This is a genomic window from Ruminococcoides bili (assembly GCF_040093295.1).
GTDB classification, from domain to species: Bacteria; Bacillota; Clostridia; order Oscillospirales; family Acutalibacteraceae; genus Ruminococcoides; species Ruminococcoides intestinale_A.
Genome location: NZ_JBBNJY010000081.1, coordinates 1 through 2,361, shown reverse-complemented (window position 1 = coordinate 2,361; position 2,361 = coordinate 1). Strand labels below are relative to the sequence as shown.

The window sequence follows — 2,361 nt, the reverse complement described above, 5'->3', positions numbered from 1 at the left end:
CGCCCGACCGACACTCCGCTAAACCATAATTTATTTTATTATTTTACTTTGAGTTACAGTGCTCCGAATTACGAATCACAACTATGGAGGATATTATGGCAGGACATAGATTAGAACGCACTACCGAGGATATAAAGCGTGAACTTACGGCTATTTTTCGTGAGCTTAAAGACCCTCGTGTGCAGCAGGCTTTTTTATCAATCATTCGTGTTGATGTTACTAATGACCTTTCTTATTGTACGGTTTATGTAAGCGCTATGGAGGGACTTGACCGTGCCAACGAGGCAGTTAAGGGACTTAAATCCGCAGCAGGCTTTATTCGCCGTGAGCTTTTTCACCGTCTTACACTCAGATATGTTCCACAGCTTATTTTTAAGGCTACCGACAGCATTGAGTACAGTGCAAACATCAGCAGAATTTTAAATGATTTGGACATTCCCGAGGACGAGGTGGACGAAGATGAATCTTTATGATATTTCCGTTTTCCTCAGAGAACACAATAATTATGAAATATTAACTCATAACTACCCCGACGGCGATACTCTCGGCAGCGGATATGCGCTTTGCATTGCTCTTCAGCAGCTTGGCAAAAACGCAAGAGTAATTACCGCAAAGTTACCGCCCAAATTCGAGTATCTTACAGAGGGTGTGGAGGAGCAGGATTTTACCGCCGACTACATCATAAGTACAGATGTTGCGGCAGACAGTCTTTTAGCTCCCAATATGGAAAAATATCTCGGTAAAATTGACATTTGTATTGACCACCACGGTTCAAACTCCGTTACCGCAAAAGAAAAGTTTGTCGATAAGTATGCGGCGGCAAACTGTGAGATTATCTACAAACTTCTTATGCGTATGGGCGTAAACTTTACAAAGCAAATCGTAGACTGCCTTTATACGGGTATTTCTACCGATACGGGTTGTTTCCGTTATACAAACACCACTGCCGATACATTCAGAATTGCCGCAAGCCTTGTTGAGCTCGGCTGTAATTCGGCGTACATCAATAAGGTGATGTTTGAAACCAAATCAAAAGAGAAAATTATGCTTGAGCGTGAAGTTTACGATACTATCACTTATTGCGCAGACGGCAAGTGTGCGATTGTGTGGGTTACTCTCGATATGCTCAAAAGCCTTAACATCGGCGAAGATGAGATTGAGGGACTTGCCTCTATTCCCCGTCAGATTGAGGGCGTGCTCATAGGCATTACTATGAAAGAAAAAGAGGGCGGATTTTTCAAAATTTCCGTTCGTACCAACGGCGATATTGACGCCGCAAAGTTCTGCTCAAAGTTTGGCGGCGGCGGACATAAGGCGGCGGCAGGATGTTCTATAAACGGCAGTCTTGAAGATGTGCGCAGTCAGCTTATAAAAGCAGCGGAAGAAACTCTATGAACGGTGTAATAATTATAAATAAACCGCAGAAATTTACTTCGTTTGATGTGGTGGCTGTGATACGAAAGCTGACAGGTCAGCGTAAAATCGGTCATACAGGCACACTTGACCCAAACGCAACGGGTGTGTTGCCCATACTCCTCGGCAACGCCACAAAAGCGCAGGATATAGTGCCGAATCACGATAAATCATATACCGCAAAATTCCGCCTCGGAATGACAACCGATACCCTCGATATATGGGGTGCCGTAACATCACAAAGCGATAAAACCGCAACCGAGGCAGATGTTTTATCGGCACTTGAAAATTTCAGAGGTGAAATCGAGCAGCTGCCACCGATGTACTCGGCAATCAAGGTAAACGGTCAAAGACTTTACGACCTTGCAAGGCAGGGAAAAGAAGTTGAGCGAAAGCCGAGAAAAGTTACGGTTTACAGACTTGAACTTAAAGATTTTGACGAAGAAAGCCAAAGCGGAACATTGAATATAAGCTGTTCAAAGGGAACATATATCCGAACAATAATTGACGATTTAGGTAAAATTCTCAAAACGGGTGCAGTAATGACTGCTTTGTGCAGGACGGCTGCGTGCGGCTATAACCTCGCTGACAGCATTACGCTTGAAACTGCAAGAGAATTAGCCGAAAAGGAAGAGATTTCAGAGCATATTATGCGCACGGAAACTCTTTTTGCAGGTTACCGCAAAATATATGTGTCTGACGCACAGGCAAAACGCTTTTCAAACGGCGGTGAACTTGATATGTCAAGAACCGCACTTGCAAAAGCAAAAGCGCAAGATAAGGAAATAATCAGAGTAAGCGACAGACAGGGAAAATTTTTAGGTCTTGGCATTGCCGATAATGAAAGCGGTCAGTTGAAAATTCTTAAATTGTTTTTGAACTGATTTTTTAACATTCTGTTATAATAATGTTGAAAAATTTAGGTCAAGCCTTTTTAAAGGCTTGACC

Annotated in this window: 3 protein-coding genes; all 3 read left to right on the top strand. The window is 43.0% G+C overall.

Annotated elements, in window-relative coordinates:
* The first annotated feature begins 95 nt into the window (after positions 1-95).
* From rbfA to truB, 3 genes are read left to right on the top strand one after another with little or no spacing between them, the layout of a single operon-like run.
* On the top strand, positions 96-473 hold the full coding sequence (rbfA, locus tag AAAY30_RS11380; RefSeq protein WP_186935357.1) for a 30S ribosome-binding factor RbfA: 378 nt from the start codon (positions 96-98) through the stop codon (positions 471-473).
* Positions 460-1,395, top strand: a complete 936-nt coding sequence (locus AAAY30_RS11375; RefSeq protein WP_022234569.1) for a DHH family phosphoesterase — start codon at positions 460-462, stop codon at positions 1,393-1,395. Before rbfA ends, AAAY30_RS11375 begins: the two co-directional genes overlap by 14 nt.
* A complete protein-coding gene (gene truB, locus AAAY30_RS11370; RefSeq protein ID WP_249377211.1) occupies positions 1,392-2,297 on the top strand; it encodes a tRNA pseudouridine(55) synthase TruB in 906 nt (301 codons plus the stop codon). Before AAAY30_RS11375 ends, truB begins: the two co-directional genes overlap by 4 nt.
* Positions 2,298-2,361 lie beyond the last annotated feature (64 nt).

Coding starts and splice junctions, on each gene's coding strand:
- truB (WP_249377211.1), top strand. CDS start 1,392: ATGAACGGTGTAATAATTATAAATAAACCGCAGAAATTTACTTCGTTT.
- AAAY30_RS11375 (WP_022234569.1), top strand. CDS start 460: ATGAATCTTTATGATATTTCCGTTTTCCTCAGAGAACACAATAATTAT.
- rbfA (WP_186935357.1), top strand. CDS start 96: ATGGCAGGACATAGATTAGAACGCACTACCGAGGATATAAAGCGTGAA.